The organism is Salinibacterium xinjiangense, assembly GCF_014645015.1.
Lineage (GTDB): Bacteria > Actinomycetota > Actinomycetes > Actinomycetales > Microbacteriaceae > Rhodoglobus > Rhodoglobus xinjiangensis.
On the sequence record NZ_BMLC01000001.1, the window covers coordinates 443,959 to 467,007 of the forward strand.

General features: G+C 61.4%; 19 protein-coding genes, 1 tRNA gene and 1 pseudogene. 7 read left to right on the top strand and 14 right to left on the bottom strand.

All coding sequences use genetic code 11. From position 1 onward, the window contains the following. Window positions 1-132: 132 nt before the first annotated feature. From IEW81_RS02115 to IEW81_RS02125, 3 genes and pseudogenes are all read right to left on the bottom strand, one after another. Window positions 133-1,403, bottom strand: a pseudogene (locus IEW81_RS02115) (IS256 family transposase). Between the two features lie 251 nt (window positions 1,404-1,654). Continuing rightward, the gene (locus IEW81_RS02120; RefSeq protein ID WP_097060721.1) at window positions 1,655-2,473 is read right to left on the bottom strand and encodes an SDR family oxidoreductase; all 819 of its coding nucleotides are present in this window, start codon (window positions 2,471-2,473) and stop codon (window positions 1,655-1,657) included. Between the two features lie 98 nt (window positions 2,474-2,571). Then, on the bottom strand, window positions 2,572-3,237 hold the full coding sequence (locus tag IEW81_RS02125) for an SDR family NAD(P)-dependent oxidoreductase (protein WP_097060720.1): 666 nt from the start codon (window positions 3,235-3,237) through the stop codon (window positions 2,572-2,574). A gap of 721 nt (window positions 3,238-3,958) precedes the next feature. Here IEW81_RS02125 and IEW81_RS02130 point away from each other — a divergent pair. After that, window positions 3,959-4,348, top strand: coding sequence for a hypothetical protein (locus IEW81_RS02130; RefSeq protein ID WP_097060719.1), 390 nt, complete (start codon window positions 3,959-3,961; stop codon window positions 4,346-4,348). 615 nt (window positions 4,349-4,963) lie between these two features. Here the strand turns inward: IEW81_RS02130 and IEW81_RS14810 are convergent. After that, on the bottom strand, window positions 4,964-5,512 hold the full coding sequence (locus IEW81_RS14810) for a helicase associated domain-containing protein (protein WP_097060718.1): 549 nt from the start codon (window positions 5,510-5,512) through the stop codon (window positions 4,964-4,966). Between the two features lie 175 nt (window positions 5,513-5,687). On the opposite strand from IEW81_RS14810, the gene IEW81_RS14740 reads away from it, so the two are divergent. Beyond that, window positions 5,688-6,002: a helix-turn-helix domain-containing protein gene (locus IEW81_RS14740; RefSeq protein ID WP_097060717.1), complete on the top strand. Its 315-nt coding sequence runs from the start codon at window positions 5,688-5,690 to the stop codon at window positions 6,000-6,002. Beyond that, window positions 6,002-7,255 carry a type II toxin-antitoxin system HipA family toxin gene (locus IEW81_RS02140; protein ID WP_097060716.1) on the top strand — a complete coding sequence of 418 codons (1,254 nt, stop codon included), beginning with the start codon at window positions 6,002-6,004 and terminating at the stop codon, window positions 7,253-7,255. Before IEW81_RS14740 ends, IEW81_RS02140 begins: the two co-directional genes overlap by 1 nt. A gap of 193 nt (window positions 7,256-7,448) precedes the next feature. Here IEW81_RS02140 and IEW81_RS02145 read toward each other — a convergent pair whose 3' ends face one another. Both IEW81_RS02145 and IEW81_RS02150 read right to left on the bottom strand, forming a co-directional pair. Then, window positions 7,449-7,754 carry a ribosomal protein bL12 gene (locus IEW81_RS02145; RefSeq protein WP_097060715.1) on the bottom strand — a complete coding sequence of 102 codons (306 nt, stop codon included), beginning with the start codon at window positions 7,752-7,754 and terminating at the stop codon, window positions 7,449-7,451. Then, window positions 7,751-11,125, bottom strand: a complete 3,375-nt coding sequence (locus IEW81_RS02150) for a DEAD/DEAH box helicase family protein (RefSeq protein WP_097060714.1) — start codon at window positions 11,123-11,125, stop codon at window positions 7,751-7,753. The genes IEW81_RS02145 and IEW81_RS02150 overlap by 4 nt, the downstream gene beginning before the upstream one ends. 170 nt (window positions 11,126-11,295) lie before the next feature. Between IEW81_RS02150 and IEW81_RS02155 the strand changes: the two genes are divergently transcribed. Both IEW81_RS02155 and IEW81_RS02160 read left to right on the top strand, forming a co-directional pair. Further along, a complete protein-coding gene (locus tag IEW81_RS02155; RefSeq protein ID WP_097060713.1) occupies window positions 11,296-12,147 on the top strand; it encodes a hypothetical protein in 852 nt (283 codons plus the stop codon). A 137-nt stretch (window positions 12,148-12,284) separates the two neighbouring features. Continuing rightward, window positions 12,285-13,604 carry a hypothetical protein gene (locus tag IEW81_RS02160; protein WP_229671195.1) on the top strand — a complete coding sequence of 440 codons (1,320 nt, stop codon included), beginning with the start codon at window positions 12,285-12,287 and terminating at the stop codon, window positions 13,602-13,604. Window positions 13,605-13,619: 15 nt separating this feature from the next. On the opposite strand, the gene IEW81_RS02165 is transcribed toward IEW81_RS02160, so the two are convergent. From IEW81_RS02165 to IEW81_RS02175, 3 genes are read right to left on the bottom strand one after another with little or no spacing between them, the layout of a single operon-like run. Then, on the bottom strand, window positions 13,620-14,549 hold the full coding sequence (locus tag IEW81_RS02165; RefSeq protein ID WP_097060711.1) for a restriction endonuclease: 930 nt from the start codon (window positions 14,547-14,549) through the stop codon (window positions 13,620-13,622). After that, entirely contained in the window at window positions 14,546-15,721 is a 1,176-nt protein-coding gene (locus tag IEW81_RS02170; RefSeq protein ID WP_097060710.1) for a restriction endonuclease subunit S, read from the bottom strand. Before IEW81_RS02170 ends, IEW81_RS02165 begins: the two co-directional genes overlap by 4 nt. Further along, window positions 15,718-17,214, bottom strand: coding sequence for a type I restriction-modification system subunit M (locus tag IEW81_RS02175; protein ID WP_308421869.1), 1,497 nt, complete (start codon window positions 17,212-17,214; stop codon window positions 15,718-15,720). The genes IEW81_RS02170 and IEW81_RS02175 overlap by 4 nt, the downstream gene beginning before the upstream one ends. A 286-nt stretch (window positions 17,215-17,500) precedes the next feature. Between IEW81_RS02175 and IEW81_RS02180 the strand changes: the two genes are divergently transcribed. Then, window positions 17,501-18,658 carry a tyrosine-type recombinase/integrase gene (locus IEW81_RS02180; protein ID WP_179691836.1) on the top strand — a complete coding sequence of 386 codons (1,158 nt, stop codon included), beginning with the start codon at window positions 17,501-17,503 and terminating at the stop codon, window positions 18,656-18,658. 261 nt (window positions 18,659-18,919) lie between these two features. Here the strand turns inward: IEW81_RS02180 and IEW81_RS02185 are convergent. Then, window positions 18,920-18,996 (bottom strand) — tRNA-Ala (locus tag IEW81_RS02185). 79 nt (window positions 18,997-19,075) lie between these two features. Here IEW81_RS02185 and IEW81_RS02190 point away from each other — a divergent pair. Continuing rightward, window positions 19,076-19,627: an antibiotic biosynthesis monooxygenase gene (locus IEW81_RS02190; protein ID WP_097060707.1), complete on the top strand. Its 552-nt coding sequence runs from the start codon at window positions 19,076-19,078 to the stop codon at window positions 19,625-19,627. On the opposite strand, the gene IEW81_RS02195 is transcribed toward IEW81_RS02190, so the two are convergent. From IEW81_RS02195 to nadD, 4 genes are all read right to left on the bottom strand, one after another. Then, window positions 19,617-20,039, bottom strand: coding sequence for a MetQ/NlpA family ABC transporter substrate-binding protein (locus tag IEW81_RS02195; protein ID WP_229671196.1), 423 nt, complete (start codon window positions 20,037-20,039; stop codon window positions 19,617-19,619). The genes IEW81_RS02190 and IEW81_RS02195 overlap by 11 nt on opposite strands. A gap of 91 nt (window positions 20,040-20,130) precedes the next feature. Further along, a complete protein-coding gene (gene rsfS / locus IEW81_RS02200; RefSeq protein WP_097060706.1) occupies window positions 20,131-20,508 on the bottom strand; it encodes a ribosome silencing factor in 378 nt (125 codons plus the stop codon). Window positions 20,509-20,547: 39 nt separating this feature from the next. After that, window positions 20,548-22,416, bottom strand: coding sequence for a hypothetical protein (locus IEW81_RS02205; RefSeq protein ID WP_097060705.1), 1,869 nt, complete (start codon window positions 22,414-22,416; stop codon window positions 20,548-20,550). Beyond that, a complete protein-coding gene (nadD, locus tag IEW81_RS02210) occupies window positions 22,413-23,048 on the bottom strand; it encodes a nicotinate-nucleotide adenylyltransferase (RefSeq protein WP_097060704.1) in 636 nt (211 codons plus the stop codon). The genes IEW81_RS02205 and nadD overlap by 4 nt, the downstream gene beginning before the upstream one ends. Window position 23,049: the final 1 nt, after the last annotated feature.

The window sequence follows — 23,049 nt, forward strand, 5'->3', positions numbered from 1 at the left end:
ACGTCGCCGCCGCAATAACCCCTTATCAGTCTGCGCTCGTTTTCCAGATAAGTCCAAGGTTGAGCCTCTTCACCCCGTCCGGACGCAACCCCCGTCGGGAGGTGACGTCCCCTTGAGTGGTGTGCTTTCGCTTCACCGTGTGGGGTCAGTGGTTTTAGCTTGGGCGGCGATCAATTTGTGCAGCAGTGTCACCTCCTCGATGACCACGACGGGTTTGATTATGGGCTTCAGCTCGAGCATCAACGACTCGGAGAAGTAGCGTCGGTCGCCGGCGTCCCATTCGTCGTGCTGTTAAACCAGAGCAGCGCCCGCGAGTCGCAGCAGTGCGGCTGGGTTGGGGAAAACACCAACGACGTCGGTGCGACGTTTGATCTGCTTATTGACCCGTTCCAACGGGTTCGTGGACCAGATCTGTCGCCAGTGTCGCTGCGGGAACGGCGCGAATGAGAGCAAGTCATGCTCGGCATCAGCAAGCATCGCTGCAACTTTCGGGTGAGAGCGGGCCAGCATGGTGGTCACCTCGCCGAACTGTTTGTGAATGTGCTCCACGTCGGGTTGGGCGAAGACTGTGCGGATAATCGACGCGACCATGTCCTGGCTGGCTTTTGGCACGACGGAGAGCACGTTGCGCATGAAGTGGACCCGGCACCGCTGCCAGGACGCGCCCTGAAACACCGTTCCGATCGCTTTCTTCAACCCAGAGTGCGCATCAGACATGACGAGCTTCACCCCGTTCAGGCCGCGGACTTTCAGCGAGCGGAGGAACTCGGTCCAGAACCCTTCGTTCTCGGTGTCTCCGACATCGAAGCCGAGGACCTCCCGGCGCCCGTCTGCGGCAACACCGACCGCGACGACGATCGCTTGGGAGACGATCCGGTGGTTCACCAGGGCTTTGCAGTAGGTCGCGTCGAGGAACACATACGGGTAATCCAACGCTGACAGTGACCGATCGCGGAACTGGGCGACTTCCGCATTCAGGCCAGCGCAGATGCGTGAGACTTCAGACTTTGAGATTCCGGTATCAGCACCCAAAGCCTTGACGAGGTCATCGACCTTTCTCGTCGACACGCCATGCAAATACGCTTCCATTACGACTGCGAACAGAGCTTGATCAATCCGTCGACGCCGTTCGAGCAACGCCGGGAAGAATGTCCCCGCGCGCAGCTTTGGGATCTTCAGATCCAACTCACCCGCCGTGGTCGTCAGCACCCGTGGACGAGTGCCATTTCGATGGGTGGTGCGCTCTGCAGAACGTTCGAACGGGCTGGCGCCGATGAACACGGTCGCTTCCGCAGCGACAGTCCTTGATAGAGCGCCTCAGTCGCGACCCTGATTCGGTCGGTGACGTCGGTGAGTTTGAGTTGGGCAAGAAGGTCGAGCAGGGCAGACTGGTCTAAAGCCATCGTGTGGTGTCCTTTGTGAGAGTTTTAGTCGGTTCTCACTGACCATCCCACGATGGCTCCTCACCTTGCAGAAGCAATGCTCAGGAACCCTGAAACCACACCACTCCCAGGGACGTCACCGCTCGCGCCCCGTGTTGAGGACCAGCTACAAAGAATTACCAGTTCAATAACTGGCCGACTTCACCGCCGGCAATATTTCGCAGCAGGCCATGCCTCATGTTTTTGAACCGACAAAGTCTGTGAGCGGACGCCTAGTGACCGTGCGCCTCGATCGAAACCGGCTGCCATTCATTCCACGTCGCGAGGCGTGATTCGTAGTCCTTCATCGCGATCGCTAGCGGATCCGTGCCAAAAAAGATTCGCAGTGGCGGTTTTTCCGCGTCGACGACCTTGAGGATCGCGCCGCGGGTAGCCGTGGGGTCGCCCGGGTTATTTGCGGAGGGCCGATTAGCCGCGGCCTGTCGAATGTCGCTGTACTCCGGCATTTGCTCGCTGTGCGTGGCGGATGGACCGGACCAATCAGTTGAGAATCCGCCAGGCTCCACTAGTGTCACGTTGATACCGAAGCCAGCAACCTCCAATGAGAGAGACTGCGAGAAACCTTCCAGTGCCCACTTCGACGCGTGGTAGATGCCAACTGACGGGAAGGCGCTGATGCCTCCGATACTCGACACCTGGATGATGTGGCCCGATCCCTGCTGACGCATGATCGGCAACGCCGCTTGTGTAATCCACAGGGCCCCGAACAGGTTCGTCTCAAGTTGCGCTCGAGCCTCGACTTCAGTCAGTTCCTCAACCATCCCGAAATGACCGTATCCCGCATTATTGATGACAACATCGAGGGCACCGAAGTGCTCGGCGGCCGTGTTCACGGCCGCGAAGCCTGCATCCTTGTCCGTGACGTCAAGCTGAAGAGGCAGGAACGTTTCGGGGTACTCGTCACGGAGGGTGTCGAGTGTTTCCAGTTTTCGTGCCGTGCCTGCGACGGAGTCCCCCCGCTCCAGTGCCGCTTCCGCCCACTCGCGGCCGAAGCCCCTGGACGCACCAGTGATAAACCAAGTCTTACTCATGAACTCATACCTTTCAATAACGCATATCCACAGATAGCGTGTGGCGTGGATCGAGCAACTTTTCCTAAACGAATCTTTATCTTCGTGCGAGACGCTTTCTAATCAGCGCTGATCTGATGGCGGAAGCGATCACGACGGCTGTGAAGGTTCCAAAGGTGCTCCGCGAGCACGGATGGGTCCTTCTCGGGGTCGCCAGCGATGATGCGCCCGCCGATGATGAGCTGCGACACCTGGATGCCTTCCTCGCCGAGCGCCTCGTTGAGCAGCTGCGCGTAGGCGGCCTGTCCGGCGAAGGCGATCGAGGTGCCGGTCACGTTGCGCCCGGGGGTGACGGCAGAGCCGCCGTTGACGAAAAGAATGGTCCCGCGGTTCTCCCCGAGAAAGCGCATGCCGGGGATGACCTGGTGCACAGCCGCTACGGGTCCGTAGATCGAGAACTCGACCGGCCCGACGAGGTCGGCCGGGGTGGTCTCCAGCACGGGGCGCATAAAGTCTTTCTGGGGCAGCGGGCTGTATTGCAGCACCTCGATCGGGCCGACTGTCTCGGCCACCCTCTCGAGCGTCGCAGAGATCGACGCGGGGTCGCGCACGTCGGCGGTGAAGCCGACTGCGTGGATGCCCTCGCGGGTGAGATCTGCGGCGAGGGTGTCGACGCGCGCCTGGTTGCGGGCGATGAGGGCGACGGAAAAGCCTTCGGCTCCGAAGCGACGCGCGACGGCGGCCCCGAGTCCTGAACCGGCTCCGATGATTGCGATAGTGGTCATATCTTCTACAAGGGTCGGGCTGCCCTACATATTCCAGCGGTCACGATGTGAGCTACCGTGCGAGACGATCTGTGGATTGACCCGCTGGCGAAAATGCACAGTCCCCTCGATCAACCAATCGAGTAGCCGCATAGACCGCCTTAGTGCGGCCCCGTGTCCATATCCCTTCCCCGCTCTGGCAGCGTAGCGCCAAGCGCCAAGCGCTGGGCGCTGGTGCCAGTGGTCTTGGGGCAGCACGACCGACGGCCCGGATCGTGAGCAGTCGCAGCCGACCGCACGCCTGATCAATGGCGCCCTGCGCGCCTTCCTCCGTTGGATATTCCGACGAATAAGTCGAATTCGTCACGTCAACTCCGAGGGTGTCGTGTAACTATCGATGAGCGCCACGGTTCGAGCATTAGATTTTGCTACGGAGATTCATGTATGGACATACCGCAAATCCAGCGATCTCGAACATGAGAAAGCCCCGTCGCGAGACGTCTCATATCGCTGGGGATACAAGACGCTCGCGATGGATTCGAGGCGCTAGTGGCCTCAGGATTGGGGTGTACGGGCAGAGGCTGCGGCCGCCTAATCTCGAACTAAAAGAGCATGGGGCAAGTATGTTGCGAACGATCTCCACCGATGTTTGCTTCCGGGACCTTCACACGCAGCCTTTTGGCGAAGGAGACAGCGCGTGCGTACTCGGCAAACGGACTGTGGTCTACGGGCGAAACGGACTGTGGTCCACGGGCGAAACGGCGCGAGCAAGACCTCTCTGAGTGAACCGCTGAGGATCGGCGCCGTATCGTCGCGAGCCGAAGGCGCGGCCGTCACCGCGGCTCTTCGAGATGGCGGAGGTAATCGCAAGCAGCTCTTGGCCGACTCGTCTTTCCCCATGGAAGTCATGGTTTATAACCGCTTTTACGTGGCAGAGACCCTGGCGCTCTTTCTAGACGGGAGCGGCATTTCGGAGCCGATCCTCAAACTCGGAAAAGTGAATGTCGAGGCGGCTGCTCAGATTGTCCTTCTACGCGAGGTCGAAGCCCGGTTGGTCAGGTGGAAAGACCACGCGGTTGCCGCCATCAGAAATGCGGCGTGCGCGGTGACCAACGCTGAAAATTCGGTCTAAGCCGAGGTGATTGCGCACCTAAGCCCAAGCGATCCAGGGCAATACGGAACAGCAACTTAGCGCGTTGATCGTGTTCGACGACTGTTTGAGGATCAGCGGGAGGCTGGACAGCTCCAGGATGAAGCCCTGGCTCAGCAGGTATCGCTCGCCTGCGCAACGGCGACGCGATGAGCGCTGCGATGTTCCAACGCAGGCTACGAGGTGCCGTCGCCGAGCCATCGCGCACTCGTACCAACCCGCAGGACTTCGCGTTGTGAAGCAGAATCCGAATCACAACGTGACGGATCAACGTGATCCCAGCCCGTCAGCCAAAGAGGAAAGCCCCGGAACCGTAATGGTTCCGGGGCTGTTCTGTGGATCCAAGGGGATTCGAACCCCTGACCCCCTGCAAGTTCATGCCAAAGGAAATCGACTGCCGTCCGACCTTGAATTGCACCAGAATCCCCGGATTGGTGCCCATGTGGGCCCCAGCTCCGCTCCCGTTGTTCACGACGGGATGGCAACATCATCCGGTGATCCGCGATGTTTATGGACACTAAATGGACCAATTTCCTAGTCGGTCCTGTACCCAGTCCCGATCGCTAGGGTTTGCGGCAAGTCGAGGAGACTCCGTGATCAGATCCTGTGGGAGCGGAGTAGCTCGACGCGCGCGGCAGAGAGCCCACCAGCTCGCGTCAGCTCCGACTGCGTGGCTCGCCACACAGACAAAGACCGCTCAGGCGAATCCCTCGAACGTCGCGAGGGGCGGCGCCCCTCGCGCTCGACGAAGTCGACGTACTCCCAGAGCCGCTGTTCCCACTTCTCGTCCAACGGTGCCCAGGAAAATCCAGGAATGAGTTCGAGCCGATCCGCGCGGTAGTCGCTCAGTGTCTGCTCACTGCGTCGCTGGTACTGCACCCAGTTAGCTAGCCGATCTTCGTCCGTGGAGCGGAACTCAGCCGGTCGCCGTGAATTCGCGTGAGGCCAGCGATTCTCGCGCTCGATGAATGCTTCGAGCTCATGGACCGTCGAAATCCACCTTCCCTGCCGAATCTTAAGGATTTCGGTGGATGGGCGTGATTCAGCTAGGAAGAGTTGGATCGAGTCGTCCCACCTCGACGGTTCGTGATCGTTGATCTGCCTCCACTTTTCGAAAAGCGCAGTGAGTGTTGTCGACGAAGACATGTGGCTCCTTTCGGAGCCCGAGACCTTCGAACTCCGAGAGGGCTGTGCGCGGCACTACACGGGCACGCTCACGATGAGCCAGTCTCTTTGTGGCAATTGGGCGAAACGACGCCCATCTCTGCCATTTAGAAAGTTTATTTGGCTTGAAGTCCTTCAAATAAAGTAAACTTTGCATATGAAGCGATTGCGTCACTATTCACCCGAAACTCGCCGCGCACTCTCAGTGCTCGGCAACTTGATCGCTGCCGAGCGGCGGTCTCAGCGGCGTACGCAAAGTGATCTCGCGGAGCGGGTAGGCATCTCACTTCCCACGTTGTCCAAGATTGAGCGCGGTTCGGCCGGTTCAGAGATCGGATCGGTCTTCGAGCTCGCGACAATTCTCGGGATCCGATTGTTTCCGGATGTTGATGATGTGCGCCTTGATCAGCGTCTCGCACTCTCCCCGTCGTCAGTGAGGACGACCCCTCGTCCCGTGGATGATGAGTTCTGATGTCTGACCACGCATTCGTGTGGGTGTGGTTGCCCGGAGCAACTGATCCTGTGGTGGCTGGGCGCGTGCAACAGCAAGTGCAGGCTGGACGCCCGGCAAGTTACTCGTTCACTTATGGACGCTCCTATTTGCAGAATCCGAGAGCTGTACCTTTGTTGGCCGAGTTGCCGATGGAACAAGGTGTTCAGATGCCTGCGTCGGGGTTGGAGATCGCTGGGGTCTTGCTTGACGCAACACCTGACAGTTGGGGTCGGCGAGTCATCAATGAGCGTGTACTTGGCGCGCGCACGCGTCAGTCAGAGCCTGCGGATCTCGATCTGCTCACCTACATGCTTCGGTCGGGTTCTGATCGCATTGGAGCACTCGACTTTCAGACATCAGCCACCGAATACATCGCACGCAATGCCGAGCATCAAGCGACATTGGACGAGCTGATGGATGCCGCCGCACTGATCGAAAAGGGAGAGGCGCTATCGCCGGCCATTGCGGACGCTCTCTTCCTAGGCAGCTCGGTTGGAGGCGCACGACCGAAGGCCTCCCTGATCGACGGCGGACGAAGTCTCATCGCGAAGTTCCCGAGTACCACCGACCAGTACCCCATCGTCAAATACGAGGGCGTCGCGATGGAACTCGCACGACGCGTGGGAATTACCACCGCCAAGACGGAGGTGCGTCACACAGCCGGGCGTGACGTGCTGATCGTCGAGCGCTTCGACCGACCTGGCGACGGAACTCGAATGATGCAGGTGTCCGCGCTCACCATCCTCGGAGTGAATCCTGAGACCGCCCGCGGCGCCACGAGTTACCCCGCAGTCGCCGACAAGATTCGTTCTTCCTTTACCCAACCCAGAGCAGCGCTAAGCGAATTATTCGCCAGGATCGTTTTCAACGTGATTGTGCGCAACACGGACGATCACGCACGAAACACGGCCGCATTCTGGGACGGCCACGCACTCACGCTCACGCCCGCATACGACATCACACCCTCACACGGCCGACGCGACTCCATCGCATCCCACCCCATGGCCATCGACGTTGATGGAGACAACCAATCACTGCTTGCCGTGTGCATCGACGCGGCAGCGGCTTACCTGCTGTCCAACGAGGAAGCGCAAGAGATCGTCGACCGCCAAGTCGACCTCGTCCGCGAAGAATGGAGGGACGCAGCCGACACCGCTCGACTCACAACACGAGAGCGGGACGCGCTCTGGGAGACGTCAATTCTCAACCCAGCGATCTTCTGGGAGAGGTAGCAGAGGAAGAACTCCAGGACTGTTGTCTCGGAATCGTTGACCATGATCCTAAGCACAGAAAATATGGCCAAGACGCCCCGACGATTTCTTGCGTTTTGCACTCCCCACGAGAAGCTGCGCCACGTGAATTGATCCAATCGCGTGGGAGCTGACGGCCCGGATGCGCAGCGCGTTACTGGAGTGCAGTTCCTTACTAAGGAGCAGGTGACAGGCGCACCTTGGCGCCGGCCTTCTCGGCGGTCTCCTTGTTGGCGCCGTTGAGAACGACACCGGGAGCGTTGCCAACGAGAGCCTTAGCCGCGCCAAGACCGAGGCTCACGAGGGTACGCATCTCCTTAATGACGTGAATCTTTTTCTCACCAACACTCTCAAGAACGACGTCAAAGGAATCCTTCTCCTCGATCTCATCGGCTGGAGCCGTGAGGCTACCAGCGGCTGCGGCGGCCAGGCCGGCACCATTTGGGTCGGGCGAGCTACCGGCAGCAGAAACCCTAGTCACGAAGCCGCGGCCGCGATGGTAATGCGCTCCAAAAGGTCCAAAAGCTCAGCGACCTTGGATGCTCCAAACAACCCTTCGGGCCCCGTCGGCGCGTAGTTCGTGAAGGGCGCCTCGTACAGCAAACCCGGTTCGACGATGCCGCGCTGCGTGAGCTGCTCAACGATCAAGGCCACGAACGACTGCTGATTAGCGGTGAGCGTGGCTCCGGCGGTGAACTCTGAGAGTGCATCCGTAGCTGCGATTCGGTCGAGGCCCACCAGTGAGCGCACAAACAACCCGAGCCCGTGTGCGGCGGCGGCGGCATCCCGCACCTGGGTGGGGTCGAGTCCGTTCTCGATCATGATGTTCTCAAGCTGTTCGAGGTCGCCAGGCGCCAGGGGCAACCCTTTGCGTAGGCGCGAGACCGCGAGGTCGCTTTCATGCTCGCGCAGGAACGCCACAGCCTTCTCCCGAAAGCGCGCCCTGTCGACACCCACCGCGACCTTCTGGATCTCGATGATCGCGGACTCCCCCGCGGTGTCCTTGAAATCGGTGTAGACGATCGCGCGGGTAGACGAGTCGATGAGCTTGACTAGTTCGCGTAGGCGGATGCGGGCAAGTTCGAGTATCGGCACTGTGATATCCACCCACCAGTCCTCGCCGGCGACCGCCTCGATCAGTTGGATGTTGTTATCGATCGCCGGGATGCCGCGCTGCCCGCCGAGGGCATTCGCTATCGCGCGCATCCGTTCCTTCGCGGCCGCGAAACCGGGGTCCGCGGCGAGGACGCCGAGTTGGGCGCGAAGTGCGAGTAGGTCGAACCGTTTGGCGAGTTCGTTGGTGTCTTGCACGTCGGTCGCGGAGGGGAGGTCGGCGAGCGTTCCCGCCTCCGTGAAGTCGTCGCCAGCAATCGTGAGCCAGCTCTCGCCTCGGGCGAACCGCTCAACTGCGCGTCGGGAGCGCCTGACGAGGAAGTTGTCGAGGCTCATCCCCGCGACCCGTTCGTGCATGCGGGCGGCGACGCCTTCACGCAATGCTGTGAGCTCCGCCTCGTCCGGGGCTGCGTCCATTGCGGCGAGCAACTGGAGCCTCGACGTGAACAATCGCGAGCGCAGCGATGGCATCGTGCCGACGCCTGCCGACGGCAGGTCTTGATTGAAGTACTCGATATTCTGACAAACGTCGAAGATCACGAAGTCTTGCTTGGGCTCTCCTGGCCCGTACAGATCCGGTCGCAACCGTGTGCCGCGGCCGACCATCTGCCAGTACTTGGTCTTGGAATGCACGGCCTTGAAAAAGACGAGGTTCACTACTTCAGGCACGTCGATGCCCGTGTCGAGCATGTCGACCGAGATCGCGATGTGCGGTGCCGAATCGGGCTTCGAGAAGTCGTCGATGAGGCTTTGAGAGTACTTCTGCTGATGCGTGATCACACGGCCGAACTCGCCTTTGTACTGCGGGTAGTTCTCGTTGAACCGCTCTGCGATGAACTCCGCGTGTTTGTTGTTCTTTGCGAAAATGATGGTCTTGCCGAGGCGGTCGCCACCCGCGACGGTGCGTCCCTCGGTCATGAGGGTCTCCAGCACAGTGTCAACAGTGTCCTTGTTGAACAGCCAGGTGTTCATGGCGCTGGAGTCGACCTCGTCCGGGATGTCGCCGTCGTCCCAGTCGAGCAGGTCCCACTCTTCCTTTTCGCTCTCGCTGAGTTCGGCGTAGCGGATACCCTCGCGCACGAATTTCGTCGCGACCGAGCGCCCCACGGGCGGCACCAAGTAGCCTTCCGCGATCGCGTCGGTGAGGTCGTAGGAGTCGGTGGGCACGCCATCCTCAAGGTTGAAGAGCCCGTAGGTGTTGTGGTCGATCTCGTTCTTCGGGGTGGCCGTCAGGCCGACCAGCAGGGAATCGAAGTAGTCGAAGATTGCACCATACTTTTGGTACACCGAGCGATGCGCTTCGTCGATGATTACAAGGTCGAAGGAGCCTGGTCCAAAGCGCCGTAGCCCATCTCCCCCGTTGTTTATCAGCCCCATCATCGTCGGGTAGGTCGAGACGTAAACGCGTCCTTCGGAATCCTTGTCGGTCACGAGGTTTACTGGCGCCGAGTCGGGCAATTGCTGTTTGAACGCGTTCGTGGCCTGGTTGACGAGAGCAATGCGATCGGCCAGAAACAGGATTCGCTTGGCCCAGTTCGCGCGAATCAGCACGTCCGCTAGCGCGATCACCGTGCGCGTCTTGCCCGAGCCCGTGGCCATGACTAGCAGTGCCTTGCGCTCCTTGTTCTCGAACGCCTCCGCGACCTTGGCGATCGCGCGCCGCTGGTAATAACGCTCGACGATCAACGGGTTGACCTCGACGCTCGCGAGCGGCTTTCGGGTAGCGCGACGCTGAATGAGCAGCTCAAGTTGATCGCGGGTGAAGAAGCCATCAATCCGACGCGGCGGGTAGCTCGCGTCATCCCAGAGGAAATGCTCGTAGCCGTTGGTATAGAAAATTAGCGGTCGCTGGCCGTACACGGCCTCCAGCCGATCGGCGTAGAGCTTCGCCTGCTGTTGGCCGGCTATCGCATCCTTGCGGGTGCGTTTGGCCTCGACCAGCCCGAGCGGCAAACCGTTGTCGCCCCAGAGCACGTAGTCGACGAAGCCATTGCCGTCCGCGGAGTTGTTGGGCATGCCGAAAACCGGAAACTCAAGATCGCGTGCCTCGTCGAGCTTCCACCCGGCTTCGTGCAGGAGCACGTCGATGAAGAGATCGCGGGTTTCGTCCTCGCGGTAGTCGTGCGTGTCGGGCACAGTGGCGTTGGCTGCCTTCGCGAGCGCCACCTGTTCGCGCAATTGCGCAATTTCAGTTTCGAGCTCGTCATTTTTGTCGCGCGCCGCGGCAAGAGCTGCGTCCGCAGCGGCAAGCTCATCCCCGAGCTTGACGAGCTGGGCCATGGTTTTGACGGCGACACCAGCGGCAGGCTTAGGCAAGGCAGCCGCGTTGAAGGGCATACCCGGGGCGGGTCGTTCTTCGGGTGTGCGCGCGTACCGTGTTGCCACCCACACCATCACCTGGAACAGCTCACGTACGACAGGGAGGCTGTCGGTTGGCCTCAGTGGAGCGCTTCGATGCACGGCGTTGTTGCCCTGTTTGCGGATTAGGTCGAGTTTGGTGTGAATGCCGGGCCCAACCAGCCGCTTGAAACTGGCCTCGTAGGTGAGGGCGGCGAGGTCGTCCTTGTATGGGCGTTGGAGGGTCGCATCCGCGTCGTAAAGCCAATTGACGATCAGCTCGATCGCTCGGCGTGCGTAGAACACCGACGAGCGTGGATCCCCGTTGACGTAGTGCTCGGCTCGGCGGGCCTCTTCGGCGATCTGTGGCCAGCCGGCGCGCAAGAAATCGAAGTTGCTCACAAGATCCCTTCACGCGGCCTGCGCCCACAATATCGCTCGGATACGGCGCTCCGGCCACATTCATGACGGGAAGTCATCAAATGTCGTTGGTCACCGATGGACTGTCCGACTTGCCTTCGGCAGGTTCTGCGGCTCACCCAGCGCAGGCAAACAGCAAGCAAGGAGACATCATGTCTGGAAACACACACCCTGAGCCGCTCGCACCGGCCGAACCGACACCCACTCTGGTCGACATCGCCCCGTCGAAGAGGCCGAGCCGTTTGAGTCTCGTCGCATTGATCGTCGGGATCGTGGCTTTCGTCTGCGCCATTATTCCCGGCCTCAGCTTCTTCGCGTTCTTACCCGCGTTCGCAGCACTCGGCCTGGGCATCGCTGCCCTCGCAATGAAGGCACCGGGCCGCGGCAAGGCCATTGCCGGCCTCGCCCTTGGCCCGGTCGCACTGACGAGCGCGATCATCGTGAGCGTTGCGGCGATTGCCGGGGGCGTCGCACCAACGGTCGACCAGGCCAAACCGCAGCCTCTCGTCGAGACATCGACACCGGCTGCACCCGCCACCCAGACGCCCACGCCGCAGGCGGCCGAGAAGGAGGGCACGCGCTCCAATCCCGCACCCGCCGGTAGCGCGGTCGAAATCAGCGACAACAGTGGCGCGATCTGGCAGGTGCAGATCGGTGCGACCAACCTCAACGCCGGTGACGTTGTTGCGGCGGAGAACCAGTTCAACGACGCAGCCGACGCTGGCTTCCAGTACATCTTGGTGCCGGTGACGTATACCTACGTCGGAACTGAGAGCGGCACGCCCTGGCTCGATGTCACGATCGAGTTCGTGTCGGCGGCCGGCACGACGCACACCAACGCCTACGTGGTGATTCCAAACAACCACAACGACATCAACGAGATGTACACCGGTGCAAGCGCCACCGGCAACGTCGTCATCATGGCTCCAAGCGCGGACATCGAAAAGGGCGCATTCACGATCTCGACGCTCTTCGGCAGCCCGTACTTCGTGAAGGTCGTCTAGTAGAGCTCGTCTAGCAAGTGGGGATGCCGCGGCTCGCGACTGCGTGGCCCGCGGCATCCATATTCGATAAGCGATGTACGCCCGCGCCACGACGAAGACCTATCGTAGGAATTATCAATTTGAGCAGAGGACTCGACGTGACCGAAAACAATGCGCTCGTGCCGGTGTGGACACTCGCCACTGAGGATGTCAGTATGCCGGACGTGTTGGGTGATATGGGCGATGAAGGCATGACCTCGACCCGACTCGCAGAACTGAGAACAGTCCTGGCGACACTCGCGGACTCCCCCATCGCAACCCTCGAAGCACATTCACTATCAGAACGTCGGGATCGGCAAGGCGGCATCGCACTCCACGCGGCCAGCCCGCTTGCCCAGCAACTGTCGCGGCTCGTGGCCGATACAGCGAAATCAGCGCCCCGCTCGCTGAACGTCGCTGATACCGGAGAAACGCTGTATCGAATGGTGGTTCCGGCGAAGGTCGCCGCACAGGTCGGCAAAGGCTTGGTCAAGTCAGTGCAATCGAAGACTGTCCCCGGAGGTGTTTACAGTGCGATGCGCAACTCTAAGGCGTTCGCTGCGAACGCCGCGTTCGTCCCAGTTAGCGGCAAGCTCGCTGCGACGGGCGCCGCAACGGGCTCGGCCGCCACCGCAGGTGTGGCTGTGGCCGGTGCCGGCGTGATGACGGTCGCTGCTCCCCTGGTGCTCATGGCCGTCGCGATCGGGATGAGCGCCTACGCGGATCAACAACGCCAAAAAGCGATCGAACGGATCACAGACCTCTTGGAGCAGTTGCACGACGACAAACTGGAGAAGGAACGTAGTGAGCTCGACGGATGTCGTGACGCGATCGAGAAGGCGACATCGATCCTTCTCGATCAGGGAAAGATCGGGTTCTCTCTGGGACTGGATTCCTCATCGTTCGCGATTAGCACAGCCATCGAGCAAACCAGGCGTCGACTTGCGAAGTGGCAAGCTGCGCTTGAGAAATTACCCGACGGGCCGGTTGATCTGGGTGAACTAAAAAAATCCTTCCTCGGTATTGACGATGACGGTGGAGCGTTCCGTGCACATCTTGAGCTTGCGCGGCTCGCCATTGCTCTTCGGCGCCGGGTACTTGTTCTCCAGGCTGTTGAGCACGCCCAGCTTGAGGGCACAGGGAACCCATTCAAGAAGTTTCTTGGAGCGCTGCGAGACGACGAGCGTCGTATCGACGAGCTGGAATCCGGCATCGGGTCGGTGCTGTTTCAACTGTCGACCCTCGAATTGAAGCGTCCCGGCGGTCTTCGGAGCCCAGTGTTCACTCAGGGCGAGGTCGGCGCGCTGCTCAAAGCCTCGTATCGTATTCGCGCTTTGGGTGACGACCTCAACAGCACGGTCAACCAGGGGGACGTCGCAATTGAGATCGAACGACGCCGCGACGGATCGCTAGTGGTGTTTCCCGCGGTCCAGGCCTAGATCGCTCCAGCCGCGCTACTCGTCGCTGAAGAAATCCTCGTCGATCTTCACGATCTCGACCCGGCGGGCGACCTGCACGCCGACGCGATGTTTGATCATCAGCTCGGTGAGTTTTAGCCCGTCAACGAGCGCGATGTCCTGGGGCACGCGCTCCGCGGCATCCGCCGCTTCGCCGCTGTATTTGCTCGTCGTGAAGAAGACTCCAACGTTCGCACCCCGTGTCGCTAGCGCCCCAACGAAAGCTTGAATCGCTGGGCGTCCCACGACGTTGTCTTCCGCGTATCGCTTGGCCTGGACGTAGATCTGGCTCAGGCCCAGCTCATCGCGGTCGATCTTGCCGTCGAGTCCCCCGTCGCCGGAACCCTTGAGCTGCTTCATCTCGCCCTCGGTGCCGTAGCCCATCTTCACAAGCACGCTACGCACCACTTGCTCGAAGAACAGAGGGTCCGTGCCGCGCAGACGTTCGAGCAGCTTCGACTTGACGTCATCCTCGATCGCTTCAATGCCCGACTCGATCAGGTCTTGCGGGGTCTGGTCGCCCACTGACGCCAACGACGGAATTGCGGTTGGGCTCGATGCCTTGCGAGTTGGGATGTACTCGGTGTACGCCGGTATCATCTCCAGATCGCCCACGGTGATTAACACCGGATGCCGCGCCAAGAGGTCCCGTCCGGTATCGGTAATCACGAACGTGCCCCTACTCGGGGACGACAGCGCTTTGGCTCGTCGGAGCGCAGATGTCGCCCACCCAATCCGGTTGAGCGAGCGGGGCTGACCGGAATCGAGTTGCTCGTTTCGCTCCGGCTCGGTGAGGCCCGCGATGTCCATCGTCGCCTTCTCCATGTCGCGCTTGACATGAACAGCCCCGTCGGAAAGCGACTCAAGGACCGGCCGCATGAAGGTGTGCCACGTGTTGATGGTCGAGACGCCAGTGTCGTTCGTCATAGTTCTCCTCGGAAGGCGCGGTGTTGGAGGGAGGCGAAGAGTTCGTCTAGGCGGGCGAGGTGGCTCGCGTGCACGTCCGCCAAGTCCTCGATCTCCTGAGCCTGGCGAACGTATGCATGTTGAAGGTCGATCGGTGGAACCGGAATCCGCACCGCACGCAGCTTCTCCCCGGTCAGATGAGAGATTGTTGCGGACGAAATGCTGTCCGCGAGTACTCCGGTGGTGACCAACCATTTCATAGTGCGGACGAAAACCTCGGGCAACATGACCGAACGGTTCAGGCGCACGCGATGCAGGGCCTTCTGGAAGTACACGTCCTCCAACTGTCCCCTCCAGACGGCCGAACGCCCGGGTTGGCCGCCCTCACAGACAAGTACGTCGCCGGGAGCCAGAGCAAACTCGACTTGGTCCTTGGGCGAAAAATCCATCTCATTGAGATCTTCAAGCTCGAAACTCAACCATTGGACATTGGCATTTCGCAAGTAGCGCTTGCGTTCAAGCCCAGTTTGTCGACTAGCGTCGAGCATCTTTCCTAGGCGAGTATTGGCGATCTCGTCGATGCGGGCTAGGGGGTGTTCCCCCGAACTTTCCAGAAACCCCTCGAACAGAGCCTCAGCAAGAAGATTCACCCTTGAGAGTGCTGTGCGCCGGCTATCGAGCTCCAAGTCCAGGGCATCGAGGATGGATGCGATTCGGCGCTGCTCGGGGAGGGGTGGGAGGGGGACGTCGAGGTTGTCAAGATCTTCACCACGAAGATTATTGATGTTCGCCCCAGCGGCGAGACTAGAAACACGTGCTCTGTAGGACGGCGTTCGGAGAAAGTGAGCCAAGTAGTTCGGGCTGACCAATTTACCTGGCCGCAGGACTTTGCAGAAAGCGCCGAAGGTTGCGTCCACGTTGTCGCGCACAAGCACCGCTCGACCCACAACCTTCAGGCTTCCGCTGGATGCTGTGACCAACAGATCATGTTTCCGCAGGAACTGTCGATCGAGAATCTTCTCACGAGAAAGATAAAGTACAGACTTTAGATCAAGGCCGTCTTCAGTGACGTTCGAAGCTGTCATCACAGGCACGAGTCCGGGCGCAGTCTCCGGGACAGTGTCATTCTTCGCGAAAGTTACCCCTCGAATCTGAGCGGAAACCTCGCCGAGCTTTACTGTCGGCCAGGTCACGCGAGGGACCTTGCAAGGGTGGCCGTCGCATCCTGGATCTCGCGCTCCAGGACCATCAGCTCGGCGAGAATCACGGCGGGGTCGCGGTGCTCGACCTCCTCGTGCTCAACCACCTTGTAGCGGTTGAGGGAGAGGTCGTAGTTTTGGGCGACGATCTCGGACTTGGGGACCAGGAAGGATTGCGCGGTTCTGGGGCGATCGAACTCGGGCCAGGTTTCGACTCGGCTGCTTTGCGGCCTGCTCAACCAGCGGGCTAGGACATCGGGGAGGTCGTTCTGCTCGGTGGGGGTGCGCTTGTCGTCGAGGGTAAAGCCGTCGGCTTGCACGTCGTAGAACCAGACTTGGTCGGTGCCGCCCGAGCTGGTCTTCGTGAAGAACAGGATCGCGGTCGACACACCCGTGTACGGCTTGAAGGTCCCGCTCGGCAGCTTGACCACGGCATCCAGCTTGTGATCCTCCACCAGCATCTTGCGCAGCGCCTTGTGAGCGGTGGATGACCCGAACAGGACGCCGTCCGGGACGATCACTGCCGCGCGCCCGCCGTTCTTGAGCAGGCGAATCATCAGCGCGAGAAAGAGCAGCTCGGTTTTCTTCGTCTTGACGATCGTGAGCAGATCCTTTGCGGCCGTTTCATAGTCGAGGCTCCCAGCGAACGGTGGATTGGCGAGCACCAGCGTGTAGCTGCCCTCGGCGTCCGTGTGCTCCTCGGCTAATGAGTCTCGTCGCTGGATGGTCGGGTTCTCCACGCCGTGAAGCTGCATGTTCATGCTGCCGATGCGCGACATCGACGCGTCGGAGTCGAAGCCCGTGAACGCGAGCCGGTTGAAGTGGTCGCGGCTTGCGGCATCCGCCCAGATCTCGGGGTGATGGTCGCGCAGGTACTCGGATGCCGCCACCAGGAAGCCGGCTGTACCCGCCGCCGGGTCGATGATGAGGTCCTGCGGGGTCGGCGCCGTCATGTCGACCATTAGCTGGATGATGTGGCGCGACGTGCGGAACTGGCCGTTCTGACCCGAGGTGGCTAGCTTGCCGAGCATGTACTCGTAGATGTCGCCCTTGGTATCGCGATCCTCCATCGGGATGTCTTCGAGGAGGTCGACGACCTTGCTCAGCAGCGCCGGGGTCGGAATCGTAAAACGCGCGTCCTTCATGTTGGCCGCGAAACTCGATCCCACATCGCCCAGATTGCGGATGAACGGGAAGACGTTCTGGTCAATGACCTCGTACATCTCGGGAGCGGCGAAGTTCTTGAAGTGGCTCCAGCGCAGGTCGCTGTAGAGGCGCGGGCGGCGGCCGGTGTCATCCATGCCATCAGGGAAGACCCGGTTCTCGATCAGCTTCCCTGTGGTGTTCGCCTTGTTCTCGGCGAGGGTGTGGAGCTCGTCAAGCCGCTTGATGAAGAGCAGGTAGGTGATCTGCTCGATCACCTCCATGGGATTGGCGATGCCGCCCGACCAAAAGGCGTTCCAAACCTTATCGACCTTGGACTTCAATTCGCCAGTTACCAACGGTGATGCTCCTGATTCGTGATTGATGCTCTGCTCGATTGTGTCAGAGGGCTGGTGCTTCACACTCCAAGCGCCGACGCAATGCGACCGAATCGGTAGCGAATTGAACCGGGGCTTTTGCACCCTTAGAGCGCCTCAAATGAGAGATCACAACTGGCCAGAATCGGCCCGCATAGACCAACTAGCCAACCGGTCAGGTGCGACTCAAAAACTCTTGACGCACCTTCACTACGGTCTCCCTCGCAGGGAGCCGTCACGAAAGGAATCTCTCATGTCACGTCCCCGTCTCCCCATCGGCACTTGGGGCACGATCTCCAGTCACAAGGACCCCAGCGGCTCATGGCGATCAAGCGCCTACTTCCGCGACTTCAACGGAAGCAGCCGAAGGGTGCGCGCGAGCGGCCCTTCGGCGAGTGCTGCCGAACGGCACCTAACCGCGAAGCTCGTCGAGGGTGCACGGATCGGCAGCGGTGAGCTCAAGCCCACAACGCCGCTCGCCACTACTGCTGAGATGTGGCTCGCCGAAGTTGAAGGAACCGTCGGCGATGGCACTCTTGACGAATACAAGCGCCTCGCTCGCAAACGGATCATCCCCGCCATCGGCGAGCTGATGCTCGGTGAGGTCACCGTCGGCGTAGTCGACCGGTTCCTGCGCGCCGAGTCGCTGCGAACGCCAGCACAGGCGCGCAACGTCAGGTCCGCTCTTCTCCACATCATGGCCGTGGCCCTGCGCCACGACGCGATCCGGCTCAACCCCGTCCGCGAGTCCGCCCCTCTACCGAAGGTGCACAAGACGCCCGAGGCTCTCACGGAGACCGAGGTGGTGGAGCTGCGGGACATGGTCAGGCTACACCGCGCGGGACCGGGGAGGAGCGGGCCGCCCCCCGGCGTAGACCTGATGGACTTCGTCGATCTCACCCTCGCCACCGGCACTCGAATCGGGGAAGCCCTTGGCCTCCGGTGGCAGGACATCAACCTCGATGTGGAGCCCGTCCTCGTCACGATCGCTGGAACCCTCGTCGAGGCGACCGGCGTCCCCGTGCACTACAAAAACTCTCCGAAGACCGCGTCTGGATTTCGTACGCTGTCGCTGCCCGACCACGCCGCCGCGATCCTCAAGCGGCGGCGTGCATCGGCGAAGAGTGAATGGGTGTTCGCGACCAAGGCCGGCGCCCCGCGCGCTCCGCAGAATATCCACCGGACCTTTCGGGAGATCGTCAAGGATACGGAACTCCAGTGGGTCACACCGCACGTCCTCCGCAAGACGGTGGCCACCCGCATCGCCCGGCTCTTCGGCGATGAGGCGGCCGCGAAGCAGCTCGGACACTCCGGACCTGAGGTCACAAGGCGCCACTACATCCAGAAGGCGTCGATCGCACCAGACGTCAGCGAGACGCTGAGCCTGATGTTCCTGGAACCGATGAGCTAGACCCGCCCGACACCTCAACCTGCACGGGGCGAGGCACTCATCGAGCGCTTCGCCCTGTGGGCGAGCATTGGGCCACAAACGGGCCAGATGAATCTAGGCATGGCATACCTACAACGAAATGCGTCCCCTATGTGAGCCTGCTCGACTCACACTGGCGCACGAATCGCGTTGGTTTATGACCTTTAATGGCCCAATTGCTTCAACGGGAGCCCGCTCCGGGCAAGGAAAAAGCCCCGGAATCGTGACGATTCCGGGGCTTTCTGGTGGATCCAAGGGGATTCGAACCCCTGACCCCCTGCATGCCATGCAGGTGCGCTACCGGGCTGCGCCATGGACCCCAGTCTTCTCGCAAGCGCGAAGACAACTTCATAAGGGTACTACATCCGGATGCCGGTGCGAACCCGGGACAATGGATCCATGGCTCCAGAACCGATCACCGTCTCTGTCACTCGCCGGGTCGACCCTGAGCGGGCGAAAGAGGTCGCTGCGTGGGCGCGGGCCGGGCAGGATCTGCTCAGCGCCTCCCCTGGCTACCTCGGCTCGGGCTGGGTTCGGCCAGACCCGACAAGCCCGGAATGGCACATGCTTTTCAGGTTCGCGGATGCCGCATCCCTCGCCCGCTGGCAGGAATCCCCTGAGCGCGCGTGGTGGGTAGCCTCCGCCCTCGGGATGGTGGAGCACGATGCCGAGGAACATCGCACCGGGATCGAGGGATGGTTCGACACACCCTCCACTGTCGAGGTCATCAATTCCGGGGCATCCGCTCCGCCGCGCTGGAAGCAGATGGTGTCGATCTTCGTGGCGTTTTTTCCGCTCAGTCTGCTCGCAAACTGGGCTCTGGGCCCGCTAACCCACGACTGGTCGCTCGTGTTCAGGGTGCTCATCACCGTGGTGCTGGTGACCCCCGTCATGACCTACCTGGCGATGCCGCTCGTCACACGAGCACTGCGCCCCTGGCTTACCCGCTGAGGGAGCAACCAGGGCTGCAGCGGCTGCAATCAGGCAGTGGGGAATCAGGCACTGGGATCAGGAAGCGGGGAAGCGGGAACGACGATCCCGCCCCAGGTATTCTGGCCGAACCGGGCAACCTCTGGTGAGGTGAACAGCTCGTAGAGCTTCTGAATGCGCGGGTCGTCCTGCAACTCGGGTCGCGTCGCGTCACAAGAATGTTGAAGTACGTACTGTCGTCGCCCTCGATCGGGATCGCCTGGTCCGAGCTGAGGCCGGCGGGCAGGGCGAACGAGATGGTCGCGAACGCGGCATCCACATCCGGAAGCGCATGCGGACGAGTCGCGTTCTCGGTCTCAACAAGCCCGAATTTCTTCGGGTTGTCGGTGATGCCGTCCGCGGAGGCCGCACCATTGGCGATCTCAGTCAGCACGTTGGCCGCACTGCGATCAACGCTCGCAGTGAGTTCGCTACTCGTGGTTGCAGTACCGCTCAGTGCTGCAAACCCGCTCAGTGTTGCGCGACTACTCGGCTGCCTTGGCCGCGGGCAGTTCGATCGGGATGGCCGGGCAATCTTTCCACAGGCGTTCGAGCGAGTAGTAAAGCCTGTCTTCCTCGTGGAAGACGTGCGCGATGATGTCGCCGAAGTCGAGGAGGATCCAGCGGCCCTCAGCCCGACCTTCGCGGCGCAGGGTCTTCGCCCCGGCCTCGAGCATCTTCTCTTCGATCTCACCAGCGATGGCCTGGACGTTGCGCTCGTTGCGCCCCGTCGCAAGAAAGAAGATATCGGTCAGCGGGAGGGGGCCGGATACGTCGAGAGCGACGAGATCTTCACCCTGCTTAGCATCGGCGGCACGAGCCGCAACGGTGAGAAGTTCGCGGGCGCGCGAAGTGGCAGTCACATGATCCTTAGGGGGAGAGAAGTCAGCAAGGGAGAGAAATCAGAAAACGTTGAAGGCAAAAGCCGCCACCAACAATCCGGCAACGACGACAGCGAGCGACGACGCAGCAATGAGCAGGCCGGTGAGGGCCCGCGTGCCTTTGGGCTTCTGGGTGTGAGTGACCCCATGGGCTGAGGCGTGGGTGCTGACGGCACGAATGGCACGCACCGGCGATGAATCAGTCGAGATGACTTCTGCATCGTTCAGGTCGTACAGCGCATCCATATTGTCGCCATCGAATCGATCGGACTGGCCGTTCGAGGACAGGTTGCGAGGCAGGTCGACCGAGCCTGTGAGCATGATCTCACCGGCACCCGTCAGCGGCCCGCGGATGTCGGCGCCATCGGGGATCGACGGCAACACGAGCGCATTGGTGGTGGAGATTCCACTGCCGACAGTGCGGCTGATGGTGCCTTCACCGGGCGCATCTTCGTCGACTTCGTCCTGGGCTGACCAGTGCCCGGCTGGAGGCGTCCAATGCGAACCGGCCGCGGCGACAGACTCGCCAGCGTTCTTGCTCTCAGCGCGCGCGTCATCAGCAGCCTCGCGCGTCAGCGCATCGAACTTTGCCATGGCGTCAGCAAGAGCGGGGCTCTCGTCCGCTGCGGGTGCGACAGCGGGGAGTGGCGGATCGATCAGCGGTGCTGGCCTACCTTCGGCGCCCGGCGCGTCGCGGAATGGCGGCAGCAGGTCGGACGGAGCCGCACGCGGCGCGCCTGACGGCACCTGGAACAGGGAATCGAATGGTGTGAGAGCGGGAGCCGTGAAAGGCACCTCATCCACAGCAGCAGCATCGTCAGCGGCAACCTCGTCGATGCTCCCCGCCGGGGCCGCCGGGGCCGGCGGATCGACGAGAGGCGGTGGAGTGTTGGTGCCCTCGGATGACTTGGGCTCGGCGTCGGAGGTCGTCTCGATGAGCGCCTCGCTGTCGTTCTCGTCGTTGAACGTGGTCTCGACGAACACGGCCGCCGCTGCGCCAGTAAGAGACCCGTCCGGCGCAAACTCCGGCAAACGTGGTGGATTCTGGGAGCCGCGTTGCTGGGCTTCGAGTTGCTGGGCTTCGAGTTGCTGGGCTTCGAGGGCCCTGAGTTCACGACGGGTCATGGTGTACTCAGGAATGGCAAACTCAAGAATGGCAAGCACAGGCGCGACTGGAATGTCGACCTGCTCGACGGCCACGGCTTCGGGCATTGCGGCCACCGCGGCAGGGACGATGGTGTCTTGCAGGGCAGACTCCGGAACGAAGAACTGTGGGCGCGCTCCCGCGAGTGCGCTTGCAGCGGGAGGGCTGAACGGCGTCACGGCGAGGGCATCATCGACTGCGCTGGCCGACACTTCACTGGGCGCCGGGACTGGAACGGCAGTCAGCCATGGAGCTGCGGACGCTGCGGAAGATCGGCGGCCCTCAGGGCTGTAGTCACGAACACGGTAGGCCGGTCGATCGGCCTGCGCGATGGCCTGCGTGGGAGGAAAGCTCTCGAGACCCGGAGTCGTCACGACGGAATCCACCGTCCCCGGTGCATCCGCCTGCTTCGTGGCGTTCTGCTCTGTGCCGATTTGTGTCGTGGCGATCTGTGTCGTGGCGATCTGTGTCGTGGCGTTCTGCCCAATGGCGATCTGCTCTGTGACGGCGCTCGGCGGCCCGGCTGACGCAGCGGCGCGACGCCCCCTGGGTGCGGACCCCTTATCGGTCGTTTCCGCGTTTCCGCGGGTTTCATTGCGCGCTGCCGGAGGCGAGGCGTCTGGCGAGTACGCCTGTGGAGCATCCGGCTGACCGTTGGTGAACTCGGCCTGCTCGGTGCTCTCGCCGCGCTCGCTCTCGCGAGCCGCCCGCCTCGACTGGGGCTGCGATTCGTGGAAAGTCGTCATGAAACACTCCGATACAAATGGTGCTTGGCGATGTACTGAACCACACCATCGGGAACCAAATACCAGACCGGGAAGCCCCCGCTTACCCGGTCTCGGCAATCCGTGGAGGAGATAGCCAGCGCGGGCACTTCAAGCGAGCTTACGCCCTGCTCAGGTAAACCGCTAATAGTCAGGGAGTGGCCCGGGCGGGACACGGCTACGAAGTGGGCAAGCGACCAAACCTCTTCGACGTCTTTCCACTCCATGATCTGAGCGACAGCATCGGCACCGGTGATGAAGAATAGGTCGGCTTCCGGCCTCGCCCTGCGAATATCGCGAAGTGTGTCGATCGTGTACGTCGGCCCCTGGCGATCGATATCCACCCGGCTGACGGTAAACCGAGGGTTCGCTGCCGTGGCAATCACGGTCATCAGGTAGCGGTGCTCACCCTCAGTGACGGTCTTCTTCATCCACGGTTCGCCCGTCGGCGCGAAGATGACTTCGTCGAGGTCGAATTTCTGCTGCACTTCGCTGGCAGCGACAAGGTGGCCGTTGTGGATTGGGTCGAACGTGCCCCCCATCACGCCGATGCGAGCACGTCTGCGCAGAACCGAATCCGGGGCAGGCTCGCCTACCGGAGCTAGTTCGGCCATT